This is a genomic window from bacterium (genome assembly GCA_021372775.1).
GTDB lineage: Bacteria > Acidobacteriota > Polarisedimenticolia > J045 > J045 > JAJFTU01.
This window is the reverse complement of record JAJFTU010000382.1, coordinates 1-11,882: the sequence shown is the minus strand read 5'-3', so window position 1 is coordinate 11,882 and position 11,882 is coordinate 1. Positions and strand designations below refer to the sequence as shown.

The following is an 11,882-nucleotide window of genomic DNA, read 5'->3' as shown; positions in this document are numbered from 1 at the left end:
CCGCCGCGCACCGGCAAGACGATGTTCCTCCAGACGATCGCGCACGCGGTCGCCGAGAACCACCCCGACGTCACGCTGATGGTCCTGCTGATCGACGAGCGGCCGGAGGAAGTCACCGACATGCAGCGCACGGTGCGCGGCGAGGTGATCTCCTCGACGTTCGACGAGCCGGCGAGCCGCCACGTGCAGGTGGCGGAGATGGTGCTCGAGCGGGCGAAGCGGATGGTCGAGCTGGGGAAGGACGTCGTGATCCTGCTCGACTCGATCACGCGCCTCGCGCGGGCCTACAACGCGATCCAGCCGACGACGGGGAAGATCCTCTCCGGCGGGATCGACGCCGCGGCGCTCAGCCGGCCGAAGAAGTTCTTCGGCACGGCGCGCAAGGTGGAGGAAGGCGGCTCGCTGACGATTCTCGCCACGGCGCTGGTGGACACCGGCTCGCGGATGGACGAAGTGATCTACGAGGAGTTCAAGGGAACGGGGAACATGGAGATCCACCTCGACCGCGAGCTGGCCGACCGGCGGATCTACCCGGCGATGGACGTCGCCCGCTCCGGGACCCGCAAGGAAGAGCTGCTGATGTCGGAGAGCCAGCTCCGCCGCATTTGGGTTCTCCGCAAGGCGCTCGACCAAATGAACTCCGTCGAGGCGATGGAGCTCCTCCTCGACCGCCTCCGCCGCTCGACGACCAACGCCGAGTTCCTCGACAGCATGGCCGCCTGACGCCGCGACGCCATTCCCGCGCGCCCTTGCGACGCAAGGCAACGTTTCGCGTGAATCACGTCGGGCGGCAGGCGCGGTGGAGGCGCCGTTGTTCCGACGATCGTCGTGGCGCGCCAGCCGCCCCTACACGCCCGTCGCCGCAACGGCGTCCATCAAAGCGCGAAACCAAAAACGACGAGCGGGTCGAGCGGCGGGGGGCGGCGGCGTAGCCTTGGCCCCGGCGGCGGAGCCGCCGCCCCCCCGCCGCGCGACGCGCGACCCTCAAGACGCACGCGCCCTAACGCCGCAACGCCAAGTCGCCGAAGACGAGCGCGGTCCAAGGCCGCGGCGCGCGGCGAAACAAGACGCACGGACCATCCAAGAAGGACCGCCCCCCTGCGGACAATCAACAGGTCGCGCAACCAAACACGACAGCACGTCGGGCGCGCGGGGGCGGCGGCGCAGCCGTTGCCCCGTGGCGGAGCCGCCGCCCCCGCCGCACGACGCGCGACCCGCGGACCGCGCGGGCATTACCGCAGCGAAACCCGCGGGCATTACTGCAGCGGACCGCGCGGGTCCTACGCCCGCGAAACCGCGCGGGCCTTACCGCACATCCGCCAACGAAACCCGCACGTCCCGCCGGCGGCCGTCCCGCTGCACCGTCAGCGTCACCGACGCCCCGACCCCCGCCGACTCGAACGCGTCCAGCATCTCCTCGAGCTTCGAGACGCGCCGCCCGTCCACCGCGACGATCACGTCGCCGATCTGGTAGCCGCCCCGCACCCGCTGAATCCCCTGAATCCCGGCCTGCGCCGCCGGCCCGCCGCGCGAGACGTCGAGGACCACGATCCCCTCGACGCCGTTCTCGCGCGCCGCCTGGTCGGAGATCGTCCGCACCCCGATCCCCGGCTGCGTCGCGTGGCCCTTTTGGATGAGCTGCGGCACGAGCCGCTTCACCGTGTCCACCGGCACCGCGAACCCGATCCCCGACGAAGCGCCGGTCGGGCTGTAGATCGCCGTGTTCACCCCGATCAGCCGTCCCGACGAATCGAGCAGCGGCCCGCCCGAGTTGCCCGGGTTGATCGCGGCGTCGGTCTGGATGACGTCGCGGATCGTCCGCCCCGACGGCGACTGCAGCTCGCGCCCCAGCGCGCTGACCACGCCGACCGTCAGCGTGTGGTCGAGCCCGAACGGATTGCCGAGCGCGAGGACCCGCTGCCCGACGAGCAGGTTGCGCGACTCGCCGACCGCCAGCGGCACGAGGCGCGCGGACGGCGCCTTGATCCGCAGCACGGCGAGGTCCTTGTCCGGCGTCGCCCCCACCACCTCGGCGTCCCACTCCGAACGATCGGAGAGGGTCACCGTCAGGTGGTCGGCGTTCTCGATCACGTGGAAGTTGGTGACGACGTGCCCCGCCTGGTCCCAGACGAACCCGGAGCCCATCCCCTGCGGGATCTGCATCACGTCGAGCGTGAAGAAGTCCCGCCGCGTGGCCATGCTCGTGATGTTGACCACCGCCCCCTGCGCCCGGCGGAAGACCTCGATGTCGCGCCGCTCCTCGGGGCTGAGCCCCTCGGGGATCGGCGTCGCGATCGGCGCGCGGGGCGCCGGCGCTGCGGTTTCGGCGCTCCCCTCGGCGCGCGGCGCGGGACGGCGTTTGGGGGTGCGGTCCTCGACGCTGAAGCTGCAGCCGGCGGCCGCGACGACGGAAAGCGCAAGCACGAGCGGGGCGATGCGCATAGAAGTCTCCTTGCCGGCGGAACTTATCGCATCGCCGGGCGGGGCGGGCAAGCGGCGCGGCGACGGCTCAGGGCACGAGCGGCCGGACGAACAGCAGCACCTTGAGCTTCAGCCCTTGGCCCGCGGCGAGGTCCTTCGCGTTGAGCCCCATGACGCCGGTCTTCGAGCTGATGTCGTTCGCGTCGGCGCGGAACCAGGGGATCGAGCCCCCGCCGACCTCGTCGGTCCCGCGGAGCAGCGTCAGCCGCAGCTCGACCGCGCGCGCGTCGCCGGCGTTGACGAAGACCGAGGCCCGGACGCTGAACCCCGGCCGGCCGTCCCCGACGTTCTTGACCGGGCGGAAGCGGAGGACGACCAGCGTCGCCTGGTCGCAGAGGTGCTCCGGGAACGTGACGTCCACGGTCCCGCTCTGCGGATCGGCCGCCGCCGGGTCGAACAGCTTGTCGGCGGAGACCTCGAGCGTCGCCTGCTGCGCGCCCTCCGGCCGGTTCGGGTCGGAGGCCTGCGGGGCGGCGTTGTTGGACGGCGCGGCGGCAACGGCCAGAAGCGACACGGCCAAGACGGCAGCGAAACGGGCGGCGACGGACAATTTCATCGCAAACCTCCCCGATTGCGACGAGGCCCCGCGGCCCGGGCCGACGGCCCGGATCCGGGACGAGGCGCTACAAAAGGATACAACTGTCCGCCCGCGGTTGGTGGAAACGGGAAGGCGCCGCTACAATCCCCCGGTTGCGCGGACGACCGGCCCTCGCCGGGATCCGGCGGGAAGGGTCCGCCCGCGAAAGGGAAACGCCATGAAGCCTGGAATCCATCCTGAATACTCGGACTGCACCGTGATCTGCGCCTGCGGCCACACCTACACCACCCGCAGCGTGCGCAAGGAACTGCGCGTCGAACTCTGCTCGGAGTGCCACCCGTTCTTCACCGGCAAGCAGAAGCTGGTGGACACCGCCGGCCGCGTCGAGCGCTTCCAGCGCCGCTACGCCGGCGTGGACAAGAAGGCCGAGCGGCGCCAGAAGGGCCGGGCCTGAGCGCCCGCGAGCCCCGCCCGATGCGCCTCCTGCCGCTGTTCCTCGCGGCCCAGGAGAACGTCCTCCTGGGCGGCCAGGCGGTGCTCGAAGGGGTGATGATGCGCTCCCCGCAGGCCTTCGCGGTCGCCGTGCGAAGGCCTGACGGGGAGATTGTCTATCTCTCCGAGCGAGCCCCCTCCTGGTCGGCGCGGCGCCGCCTGCTGCGGCTGCCGTTCCTGCGCGGCGTCTCGACCCTTTTCCAGTCGCTGGGGATCGGTCTGCGCGCGCTGAACTTCTCCGCGGAGCAGGCGCTCCCCGAAGAACAGGCCGGCGCGTCGTCCGCCAAGACCGGCGCCGCGCTCTGGATCAGCGTGCTCGGCGCGCTCCTCGTCGGCGTGGCGCTCTTCTTCGCCCTGCCGCTGGCGCTGACCGAAGGGCTCAAGCGCCTCTTCCCGGGGATCGGCGGCGGGATCGCCTACAACCTGATCGACGGCGCGCTGCGCGGCGTCTTCTTCCTCGGCTACATCGCGGCGATCCGGATGGTCAAGGACATCGGCCGCCTCTTCCGCTACCACGGCGCCGAGCACAAGGTCGTCCACGCCTTCGAGGCGAAGGTCCCGCTGGACGTCGAGCACGCGCAGGGCTTCTCCGTGCTCCATCCGCGCTGCGGGACGTCGTTCCTGCTGTTCGTGATGGTCGTCTCGATCCTCGTCTTCTGCTGCGTCCCCTCGGCCTGGCCGGCGTGGGGGAAGGGGCTGGCGCGGCTCGCGCTGCTGCCGCTCGTCGTCGGCCTTTCCTACGAACTGCTTCGCTTCTCGGCCCGCCGCGGCGGCGCCGCGGGGCGGGCGCTGGTCGCGCCGGGGCTTTGGCTCCAGCGCCTGACGACCGGCGAGCCCGACGACGGCATGGTCCAAGTCGCGCTCGCCGCCTTCCACCGCGCGGCCGAACTCGAAGGCGGCGCGGCGTCGGTCGTGCTGTGAGCGACGCACAACTGCTGAGGGGCCGGCTCGAGGGGATCGAGACCGAGTTCCGCGACGTTTCCGACCGGATGGCCGACCCCGCGGTCGCCGCCAACGCCTCCGCCTACCGCGAGCTCGCGCAGCGGTTCGCCGAGCTCGAGCCGGTCGTGGACTCGATGCGCGCCTGGCGCGCCGCCGAGGCCCAGCTCGACGACGCACGGCAGTTGGCGCGCGACGAGCAGGACGAGGAACTGCGCGCGATGGCGCGCGACGAGGCGCGGTCGCTCGAGGCGCGGGCGGAGGAGCTGGAGCGGACGATCACCGCGCTGCTCCTGCCGCGCGACCCAAACGACGAGAAGAACGTGATCCTCGAGGTCCGGGCCGGCACCGGCGGCGGCGAGGCGAGCCTCTTCGCGGCCGAGCTGTTCCGGATGTACCAACGCTACGCCGAGGCCCGCGGCTGGCGCTTCGACGTCGTGGACCTGTCGGAGAGCGAGATCGGCGGCGTGAAGGAGGCGGTGGCCAACATCGCCGGCAAGGGCGCCTTCTCGCGGCTCAAGTTCGAGTCGGGCGTGCACCGCGTGCAGCGCGTGCCGGAGACCGAGGCGCAGGGGCGGATCCACACCTCCGCGGCGACGGTCGCCGTGCTCCCCGAGGCGGAGGACGTCGACCTCGTCATCGACGAGGAGAAGGACATCCGCCTCGACACGTTCTGCGCCTCCGGCCCCGGCGGGCAGCACGTCAACAAGACGGCCTCCGCCGTGCGGATCACGCACCTCGCCACCGGGATCGTCGTGCAGTGCCAGGACGAGAAGTCGTGGCACAAGAACAAGGCCAAGGCGCTGAAGGTGCTCCGCTCGCGCGTGCTCGACAAGATGCTCTCCGAGCAGCACGCGCAGGAGGCGGCCGCCCGCAAGTCGATGGTCGGCAGCGGCGACCGCTCGGAGAAGGTCCGCACCTACAACTTCCCGCAGAACCGCGTCACCGACCACCGCATCGGCTTCACGCTGCACCGCCTGGACGCCGTGATGCTCGGCGACCTCGACGAGTTGATCGACGCCCTGGCGACGGCGGAGCAGGCCGAGCGGCTCAAGAACGAAGCGTGAGCGCCGGGCCGCCTCCGGGCTCGCTCGGGGCGGCGCTGCGCGCGGCCGCGTCGGCGCTGGAGCGCGCCGGCTGCGAGGCGCCGCGCGAGCAGGCGGAGATCCTGCTCGGCGAGCTGCTCGGTCTCGGCCGCGGTGCGCTCCTCGCGCGCTCGCGCGAGCCGCTTTCCCCGGACGTCGAGACGCGCTTCGCCGCGCTCGTCGCGCGGCGCGCGGCGCGCGAGCCGCTGCAGCATCTCGTCGGCCACTGGCCGTTCCTCGAGCTCGAACTGAAGGTCGATCGGCGCGCGCTCGTGCCGCGTCCGGAGACGGAGGAGCTGGCGCTCGCCGCGCGGGAGCGGCTGCCGCGCGGGCGCGCGGCGCTGGCCGCGGACGTCGGGACGGGGACGGGGGCGGTGGCGCTCGCCCTCGCGGCGAGCCATCCCGCGGCGCGCGTCCTCGCGATCGACGTCTCGGCCGACGCGCTCGCGCTCTGCCGCGAGAACCGCGACGCGCTGGGGCTGAAAGACCGCGTGCGCCTCGCGCGCGGCGACCTGCTCGGGGCGCTCGCCCCCGGCGCGGGGTTCGACGTCGTCGTCGCCAACCTGCCGTACGTCGCGCCGGAGGAGTGGCCGGAGCTGCAGCCGGAGGTGCGCGACCACGACCCGCGCCTCGCGCTCGTCGCCGAGGACGGCGGCCTCGCGCTGATCCGGCGGCTCTGCGCCGAGGCGCCGGCGCGGCTCGCCGCGGACGGCTGGCTGCTGCTGGAGATGGCGCCGGCGCAGACGGCGGTCGTCGCCGCGGAACTGGCGCCTGCGTGGCGCGACGTCGCGGTGCTCCGCGACCGCTTCGACCGCGCGCGGATCGTCGTCGCGCGGCGGGGTGCCTGATGTCCGCGGGCGACGGCGAAGCGCGGCAACGGCGTTCGGACTGGACGGTCGTCGGCCTCGTCGCGGGGATGTTCGTCTTGGGCGCGCTGATCGCGCCGGCGGCCGAGGGAACGACGTGGCGTCTCTCGCTGTTCGGCTTCGACCTGCCCGGCGTCTGCTGGTTCTCGGCGTTGACCGGCCGGCCGTGCGCGGCCTGCGGCATGACCCGCTCGGTGACGCTGCTGCTGCACGGGCGCTTGGCCGCCTCGTACGCCCAGCATCCGTTCGGCTCGCTCGCCGCGCTGATGGCGCTGGCGGCGCTGCCCTCGCGGGCGGCGCGGCTTGGAGGCCACGCCGCCGCGTGGACGATCCGCTGGGATCAGTGGTGGAACCGGGCGACGACGATCGCCCTCTGCGGGCTGCTCCTCTGGTGGGCGGCCCGCTGGTGGATCAGTCGCTGAAGGCGAGATAGCCTGGAACGATGAGATTGACGCAGGGGACGATGATCAGGATGCCCCACCACGACGGCTTGTTCCGCTTCTCGGCGATCGCCATCCAGACGAGGATCCCCATGATGATGTTGACGCAGGGGATGAAGAACAGGATCGTCCACCATCCCGGCTTCCCGGCGACGATGCAGGCGTAGTAGATGTTGACGATCGGCACCCACGCCATCCAGTCGTCGGTGTGGCCGGTCTTGCGGGCGATCGTCATCAGGCAGAACGAGAAATAGAGATAGAGAACGAGCGAGACCACGAAATAGCCAAACATCGCCGCCATCGCGATGCCCGTCGCCGCGGCTTGGGACCCCGTTTCTTCCATGACCTTCCTCCTTGTTCAGAGAATTGTTCAGAAGACGGGGCATGATCGGCGGAAACGGTGAATCCGGTCAACGCCCCGCGCGTCGCTTTTTGGGGCTTGCCGCCGTCGCGCGGCGAGTAAGGGGCGCGGCGCGCGACGGCGGCGAGGCTTCTCGTCGCTCGTCGCTGCGCCCTCGCCGAAGATTGACGGCGCGGCTCTTGACTCGGCGGCAAGAGTTGACTCAAATTCCGCGAGTCGCATAGTGCGGATCGCGTTCTTCGATTCGCGCCCTTGGGGGTGACAAGGGATACGGACATTCGGTTGGGGCGGGAACGCCTCCAGCCGAGTACGAGTTGTCGCCTGGGCCAGGGGCCCAGGAGGGGAGGACGAGTGGGTGTTGCGTCGATGGTGATCGGCATCGTGGCGGCGATCTTGGGATTCGTTCCCTTCTGTAATTACCTCGCCGCGTTGCCCGCCCTCATTGGTTTGGTGCTTGGCGTCGTCGATGTCGCCCTGAAGGCAAAGAAGGAACAGCCGAAGGGCATCGGGATTGCGGGCGTCGTGTTGAACGGCGTCGCCCTTCTCCTGATCGTGGCTTGGACGAGTCTGTTCGCCGCGGCGGCCGCAGCGGCCACTTCCGCGCATTGACGGAAGCCGCCGGTCGCTACCGGGCCGTCAACTGGGCGGCGGCGGGGCTGTTGGTCTACGCCCTGCTGCTGCCCTTCATCTCCGGCTATTTCGAGGCGTGGTTCCCTTCGCTGTGGCGCTGCCCGTTCGCCGTCTTGGCGGGGCGGCCTTGCCCGCTCTGCGGGCTGACGAGGGACTTCGGCGCGCTGTGGCGCGGCGACCTGGCGGGAGCGCGGCTGAACCCCTTGGCCGTGCCCTTGTTCGTCGGCGTGATCGCTGAACTCCTCTTCCGACTGCACTTCTGCGTCAAGAAACGTCCCGTCTCGCGGCGGCTGATTCTCGCCGACGCGTCCGTTCACGGCGTCGCCGCTGTCCTGTTCGTCGCTTGGATGGGCGTTCGTCTTTCCGCTTGAGCGATCCCGCAACGAACGCGGCCGCTCGCCGCCAAAACCACGCGTGGCGGCAGCTCGGCGCCGCGTCAGGGACGCGCGGCGTCGCCGCGCAGCGCGGAGGCGAGAACGCCCAAGGCGGCGACGACGACCCCGGCGACGAACGCCGCCTCGACGCCGCGGTAGGCGGCGTCGGCGAGGCCGGCGTTCGCGGCGCGCGCCGCGACGGTCGAGAAGACGGCGCCCGACTGCGCGACGCCGAGCATCATCCCCGTCTGGCGCGCCGTGGCGAGCGTCGCCGCCGCGACCCCCTGCCGCCCGCGCGGCGCCGCGCCCATCCGCGCGCTGTTGTTCGGCGCGATGAAGATTCCCGTGCCGAGGCCGACGACCGTCAGCAGCCAGCCGATGTGCGCCAGCGGCGTCGCGGCGTCCACCGCGGAGAGGCCGGCGAGGCCGAGGCCGAGCAGCGCCATCCCGAGCGCCGTCGGGAGGCGCGTGCCGATCCGGTCGGAGAGCGTCCCGGCGAGCGGGGCGACGACGGCCATCACGATCGGCTGCGCTGAGAGGAGCAGGCCGGCGCGCGCCGGCGGCAGGCCGCGCGACTGGATCAGGTAGAACGGCAGCATGAACGAGACGACGGTCACGCAGAGGTAGTTGGTCACCGCCGCGCCGACCGAGCCGGCGAAGACGCGCGAGCGGAAGAGCCCGAGGTCGAGCATCGGCGCCGCGGCCCGGCTCTCGCGCCAAAGGAACGAGGCGAGGAAGGCGCCGGCGCCGGCGAGCAGCGCGACGGTCGGCGGCGCGCCCCAGCCCCACTCGTGCCCTTGGGCGAGGGCGAGGAGCAGCGCGACCATCGCGACGACGTAGAGCGCCGCGCCGGACAGGTCGAACCGCTCCCGCTTCGGCGGCGACGCGTCGCGCGGGACGAGCGCCCAGCCGAGCGTCCAGGCCGCGGCGCCGACGGGGAGGTTGACGAGGAAGACGGCGCGCCAGGAGAACGTCTGCGCGAGGAAGCCGCCGAGCGAGGGGCCGAGCGTCAGGCCGAGATAGGTCATGCTGGCCTGCATGCCGAGCGCCTGTCCGCGCTGCTCCGGCGGAAAGCTCTTGGTGAGGATCGCCGGCGAGTTGGAGAGGATCATCGCCGAGCCGACCGCCTGCAGCCCGCGCGCCGCGACGAGCGCGGGGAGCGAGCCGGCGAGTCCGCAGAGGCCGGAGGCGAGGACGAAGAGGCCGAAGCCGGACTGGTAGACCCGCTTGTGGCCGTAGATGTCGCCCATCCGCCCGAACGTCAGCATCAGCCCGGCGACGACGAGCAGGAAGGTCGTCGAGACCCACTGCACGTCGTGGAGCGGGGCGCGGAAGTCGCGCGAGAGGATCGGCATGATCGTGTTGACGATGCTCCCGTCGAGCGCGGCCATGAACGAGCACGAGCCGATGGCGACGAGGACGCCGTAGCGACGGCGCGGCGGAAGCGGGAGCGATTCGACCATACGCCGATACTGTACGAGCCGGCGCCGCGCGCCGCCGCCTCTGTCGCTTCAAACGGGCCCGCGCCGCGCGGGGCTTCGGGCTACACTCCCGCGCATGGCCGCCGAACCCGCCTCGCTCTTCGACCGCCTCGTGCGCCCCGCGGTCGTCGCGCTCGCCGCGCTCTTCGCCTGCGGGATCGTCTGGCCGTGGACCGCGGCTCTCTTCGTCGCGGCCGCGTCGCTCGCGCTTTGCGCGGCCGCGCTCGCGCGGCGGCCGTCGCGCGGGCTGAAGATCGCGCTGGCGCTCGTCGCAATCTGGCTGGTCGGCGGGCTCCTCGGCGCGCTGGCGCTGCGCGGCGAGCCGCTCGGCGGTCTCGGCTTCGTGCTGATCGTCCTCTTCGCGCTGCCGCTGCCGATCGTGCCGTGGCTCTACGCGCGGACGTTCAAGGGGCCGCGCCGATGATCGTCCTCGTCGCGGTGCTGCTTCTCGCGGCGCTCGTCGCTTGGTGGGGGGCGCGGCGGGCGCGCGACGCGGCGGAGTACTTCGTCGCCGGGCGGCGCGCCGGGGCGTGGCTCGTCGGGATCGCGGGGACGGCGGCGGCGCTCTCGCCGTTCACCTTCGTCGGCGGGCCGGGGCTCTTCTTGGCGATCGGCGCCGGCTCGCTCTGGATCATCATCTCGGCGCCGCTGACCGGCGCGCTGCAGTGCTGGGCGGTCGGCGAGCCGGTCGTGGAGCTCGTCGCGCGCACGAAGGCGGTGACGATCCCCGAGCTGCTGCAGCGGAAGCTCGGCGGGCGCGCCGTGCGCGTCGCGGCGGCGCTGGTGATCGTCGTCGGCGGCGTGGCCTCGCTCGCCGTGGACGCGCGCGCGGCGTTCGTCTTGGGGGAGATCTTCCTCGGCGTGCCGGGGCTCTGGTGCGCCGTCGCGCTGATGCTGGCGACGACGCTCTACACGTCGCTCGGCGGGATGCGCGCGGGGCTGCTGGCCGACGCGGTGCAGGGGGGCGTGATGGCCCTCGTCGCCGTGGCGATCGCCGCGGCGGCGCTGGCGGCGGCGGGCGGGCCGGCGGGCGCGGTCGCCGCGCTGGAGACGGCGCGGCCGCAGCTCCTCGGGTCGTTCGGGGCCGCGGCGCCGGCGAAGGCGTTCGGCTTCTACGCGCTCTTCTGCGTCGGCGTCTGCGCGCAGCCGCGCTACGTGCAGAAGTTCTTCTTCCTGCGTTCCGGCGAGCAGCTGCGGCGGCTGCCCGGCGTGCTGACCCTCGCGCTGGTGCTGACGCTCACGGTCTGGATCGGCGTCGGCATCGGCGGCTCGGCGCTCGCGGCGCAAGGGAAGATCGCGCTCGGCGGGCCGGACGACCTGGCGCCGCGCACGATGGAGTTTCTCGGGCCGTGGGCGGTGCTGCTGGCGGGGGTCGGCGTGCTGGCGGCGCTTATGTCGAGCGCGTCGTCGCTGCTCAACCTCGCGGCGGCGGCGTTGACGCGCGACCTGCCGGAGTCGTGCGGCGGCGCGCCGCGCGGCGTGGGTGCGGCGCGCGCGGCGACGGTCGTCGTCGCCGCGGCGGGGACGCTGCTCGGGGCGCAGAGCGCGCGGACGGTGGCCTTGCTCGGCATCCTCGGCTGGGGGTTCTTCACCGCGGCGCTGTTGCCCGCGATGACGATCGGGCTGCTCTGGCGCCGCGCCTCCGGCCGCGGCGTGGCGGCCTCGATGCTCGTCGGCGGCGCGGTCGATCTGTCTCTCGAGCTGATGCGGGCGCAGCTCCCGCCGGGGCTCGAGCCGGGTCTTGCCGGCGCGCTCGCGGCGGCGCTGGTGTTGGTGATGTTTCCGCGGACGTCGGAGACGGGCGACGCCGCTTGAGACGGGCGCCGTTCCGTCGGGGCGGACTTGGCCGCGGGTTCCGCTGGCGTATTGCGCGCGTGTCCCGCGGGATGCGCGTGGTGTCTGCGTACTGCCCGCGCGTTTCGCGGGACGCGCGTGGTGTCTGCGTACTGCCCGCGCGTTTCGCGGGATGCGCGTCGTGCGGCGGGGGCGGCGGCTCCGCCTCGGGGCAACGGCTGCGCCGCCGCCCCCGCACGCCCGACGCGCTGTCGTGTTCAGTTGCGCGCCTTGCCGGTTGGCTGCTGGGGGATGGTCCGTGTTGGATGGTTCGTGCGTCTTGTTTCGCCGCGCGCCGCGGCCTCGTTCCGCGGTCGCTGTGTCGTTTCTCGCGTTGGGACGATAGGGCGCGTGTCCGTCGA

The 11,882-nt window shown here is 72.5% G+C and carries 14 protein-coding genes; 10 read left to right on the top strand and 4 right to left on the bottom strand.

The window, feature by feature from the left end; translation table 11 throughout:
• Positions 1-723, top strand: a 723-nt coding sequence (gene rho / locus LLG88_12640; GenBank protein MCE5247752.1) for a transcription termination factor Rho, incomplete at its 5' end; no start/stop codon positions are given.
• Positions 724-1,305: 582 nt separating this feature from the next.
• On the opposite strand, the gene LLG88_12635 is transcribed toward rho, so the two are convergent.
• The gene (locus tag LLG88_12635; protein ID MCE5247751.1) at positions 1,306-2,442 is read right to left on the bottom strand and encodes a trypsin-like peptidase domain-containing protein; all 1,137 of its coding nucleotides are present in this window, start codon (positions 2,440-2,442) and stop codon (positions 1,306-1,308) included.
• 67 nt (positions 2,443-2,509) lie between these two features.
• Complete coding sequence (locus LLG88_12630) at positions 2,510-3,037, bottom strand: hypothetical protein (GenBank protein ID MCE5247750.1); 528 nt, start codon at positions 3,035-3,037, stop codon at positions 2,510-2,512.
• A 199-nt stretch (positions 3,038-3,236) separates the two neighbouring features.
• Between LLG88_12630 and rpmE the strand changes: the two genes are divergently transcribed.
• Genes rpmE through LLG88_12605 form a run of 5 tightly spaced genes read left to right on the top strand, consistent with a single transcriptional unit; the run spans position 3,237 to position 6,823 of the window.
• The gene (rpmE, locus tag LLG88_12625) at positions 3,237-3,473 is read left to right on the top strand and encodes a 50S ribosomal protein L31 (protein MCE5247749.1); all 237 of its coding nucleotides are present in this window, start codon (positions 3,237-3,239) and stop codon (positions 3,471-3,473) included.
• A gap of 20 nt (positions 3,474-3,493) precedes the next feature.
• Entirely contained in the window at positions 3,494-4,432 is a 939-nt protein-coding gene (locus LLG88_12620) for a DUF1385 domain-containing protein (GenBank protein MCE5247748.1), read from the top strand.
• A 14-nt stretch (positions 4,433-4,446) separates the two neighbouring features.
• A complete protein-coding gene (gene prfA, locus LLG88_12615) occupies positions 4,447-5,517 on the top strand; it encodes a peptide chain release factor 1 (GenBank protein ID MCE5247747.1) in 1,071 nt (356 codons plus the stop codon).
• Positions 5,514-6,383: a peptide chain release factor N(5)-glutamine methyltransferase gene (prmC, locus tag LLG88_12610; protein MCE5247746.1), complete on the top strand. Its 870-nt coding sequence runs from the start codon at positions 5,514-5,516 to the stop codon at positions 6,381-6,383. The genes prfA and prmC overlap by 4 nt, the downstream gene beginning before the upstream one ends.
• On the top strand, positions 6,383-6,823 hold the full coding sequence (locus tag LLG88_12605; protein ID MCE5247745.1) for a DUF2752 domain-containing protein: 441 nt from the start codon (positions 6,383-6,385) through the stop codon (positions 6,821-6,823). The genes prmC and LLG88_12605 overlap by 1 nt, the downstream gene beginning before the upstream one ends.
• Here the strand turns inward: LLG88_12605 and LLG88_12600 are convergent.
• Positions 6,813-7,184 carry a DUF5684 domain-containing protein gene (locus tag LLG88_12600; GenBank protein ID MCE5247744.1) on the bottom strand — a complete coding sequence of 124 codons (372 nt, stop codon included), beginning with the start codon at positions 7,182-7,184 and terminating at the stop codon, positions 6,813-6,815. The genes LLG88_12605 and LLG88_12600 overlap by 11 nt on opposite strands.
• 384 nt (positions 7,185-7,568) lie before the next feature.
• Between LLG88_12600 and LLG88_12595 the strand changes: the two genes are divergently transcribed.
• Together LLG88_12595 and LLG88_12590 are read left to right on the top strand one after the other, a co-directional pair.
• Complete coding sequence (locus tag LLG88_12595) at positions 7,569-7,811, top strand: hypothetical protein (protein ID MCE5247743.1); 243 nt, start codon at positions 7,569-7,571, stop codon at positions 7,809-7,811.
• Entirely contained in the window at positions 7,808-8,203 is a 396-nt protein-coding gene (locus tag LLG88_12590) for a DUF2752 domain-containing protein (GenBank protein ID MCE5247742.1), read from the top strand. The genes LLG88_12595 and LLG88_12590 overlap by 4 nt, the downstream gene beginning before the upstream one ends.
• Before the next feature lie 65 nt (positions 8,204-8,268).
• Here the strand turns inward: LLG88_12590 and LLG88_12585 are convergent, their stop codons facing one another.
• A complete protein-coding gene (locus LLG88_12585; protein MCE5247741.1) occupies positions 8,269-9,669 on the bottom strand; it encodes an MFS transporter in 1,401 nt (466 codons plus the stop codon).
• 94 nt (positions 9,670-9,763) lie between these two features.
• On the opposite strand from LLG88_12585, the gene LLG88_12580 reads away from it, so the two are divergent.
• Complete coding sequence (locus tag LLG88_12580; protein MCE5247740.1) at positions 9,764-10,111, top strand: hypothetical protein; 348 nt, start codon at positions 9,764-9,766, stop codon at positions 10,109-10,111.
• The gene (locus LLG88_12575; GenBank protein ID MCE5247739.1) at positions 10,108-11,502 is read left to right on the top strand and encodes a hypothetical protein; all 1,395 of its coding nucleotides are present in this window, start codon (positions 10,108-10,110) and stop codon (positions 11,500-11,502) included. Before LLG88_12580 ends, LLG88_12575 begins: the two co-directional genes overlap by 4 nt.
• The last annotated feature ends 380 nt before the right edge of the window (positions 11,503-11,882 follow it).

Bases quoted from the DNA above. Each gene is read 5' to 3' on its own strand.
- LLG88_12580 (MCE5247740.1), top strand. From the start codon at position 9,764: ATGGCCGCCGAACCCGCCTCGCTCTTCGACCGCCTCGTGCGCCCCGCG.
- LLG88_12635 (MCE5247751.1), bottom strand. From the start codon at position 2,442: ATGCGCATCGCCCCGCTCGTGCTTGCGCTTTCCGTCGTCGCGGCCGCC.
- LLG88_12585 (MCE5247741.1), bottom strand. From the start codon at position 9,669: ATGGTCGAATCGCTCCCGCTTCCGCCGCGCCGTCGCTACGGCGTCCTC.
- LLG88_12575 (MCE5247739.1), top strand. From the start codon at position 10,108: ATGATCGTCCTCGTCGCGGTGCTGCTTCTCGCGGCGCTCGTCGCTTGG.
- LLG88_12620 (MCE5247748.1), top strand. From the start codon at position 3,494: ATGCGCCTCCTGCCGCTGTTCCTCGCGGCCCAGGAGAACGTCCTCCTG.
- LLG88_12600 (MCE5247744.1), bottom strand. From the start codon at position 7,184: ATGGAAGAAACGGGGTCCCAAGCCGCGGCGACGGGCATCGCGATGGCG.
- LLG88_12630 (MCE5247750.1), bottom strand. From the start codon at position 3,037: ATGAAATTGTCCGTCGCCGCCCGTTTCGCTGCCGTCTTGGCCGTGTCG.
- rpmE (MCE5247749.1), top strand. From the start codon at position 3,237: ATGAAGCCTGGAATCCATCCTGAATACTCGGACTGCACCGTGATCTGC.
- LLG88_12605 (MCE5247745.1), top strand. From the start codon at position 6,383: ATGTCCGCGGGCGACGGCGAAGCGCGGCAACGGCGTTCGGACTGGACG.
- LLG88_12595 (MCE5247743.1), top strand. From the start codon at position 7,569: ATGGTGATCGGCATCGTGGCGGCGATCTTGGGATTCGTTCCCTTCTGT.